At 51.6% G+C, this 976-nt stretch carries 1 protein-coding gene; it reads right to left on the bottom strand.

Annotation, left to right across the window (positions count from 1 at the left end):
* Positions 1-20: 20 nt before the first annotated feature.
* On the bottom strand, positions 21-974 hold the full coding sequence (locus CQW31_RS30755; protein WP_099816124.1) for an IS110 family transposase: 954 nt from the start codon (positions 972-974) through the stop codon (positions 21-23).
* Positions 975-976: the final 2 nt, after the last annotated feature.

The following is a 976-nucleotide window of genomic DNA, read 5'->3' as shown; positions in this document are numbered from 1 at the left end:
TGTGGGAGATTCTATGGTTTTCAGCAAGCCAGTTTCCCGCCTTTGGTGACGTATTCGTCCTGATTTTTCATCAGGGCGAATGCCACCCGCGCGAGCTTTCTTGCCAGGATTACCAGAGCTTGGGTTGTTGCTTTACCAGCGTTCCGATGCTGTTCATAAAGCTCTTTCCAGGCGGCTGATCTGCTGGCAGCCATCGCAGCGTTATGCAATAAGCGACGAATTTCTGAACAGCCTCGTTTGGTGAGGCGACGTCGTCCATTCTTCTGTCCGGAATCACTAACTCGTAAATCCATTCCCAGGAATGCAATGTACGAATCACTGCTTTTGAACTCGCCCCTCATAAAAGCCATCACCAATGCTGCTGCGGTGAGAAATCCAATGCCCTCTACTGCCTGGCAGCGAGCGACTTGCTCCTGCAGCCCAGCTTCTCGCAGCACTTCTTTAATCTTCTTTTGGATCAGCTGATCCAACCGATCTATCGATTTCACGAAGGTTTCGAAGGCAGCTTTCAAAAGGGTTTCGTTAGCCCAGCTCTGGGTCATTGCAGTACGAGCAGTGACCAAGGCGGCTCTGCGTCGCAGGAGGCTCTGAAGCTTGCCGTAGACAGCAGGAGGAGGAGTCCAAGGACGCAGGTCCTCGCCTTCATTCCTCAGAAAACGGGACAGCAACCGAGCATCTGAAGGATCAGTTTTCACTCGTCCGCCAACACCCTTCCTGTAGTTGCTCAGTTGAAACCCATCGATGACATAGACCTCGAAACCTAGGCTATGGGCCAGCTCAACCAAGTCCAAGTGATAAACATTGGTCGCCTCAACAGCGATAGCGGTGTTCAGGGGCTGTTGTTTCAGCCACCTTCTGATCTCGAGTTTGGAATTTTTCAATCTGATGATCTCGTCGCGATCATCGTGGTGGATAACCAGCTCAGCTTTTGCGACATCCGCACCCACGATCAACTTTCCTACCTGCATTGCCATGG

Origin of the sequence: Pseudomonas sp. 382, from assembly GCF_002759075.1 — a bacterium.
GTDB lineage: Bacteria > Pseudomonadota > Gammaproteobacteria > Pseudomonadales > Pseudomonadaceae > Aquipseudomonas > Aquipseudomonas vlassakiae.
Note: the sequence above shows the minus strand (reverse complement) of the source record. Positions and strands in the feature narration are given on the sequence as shown.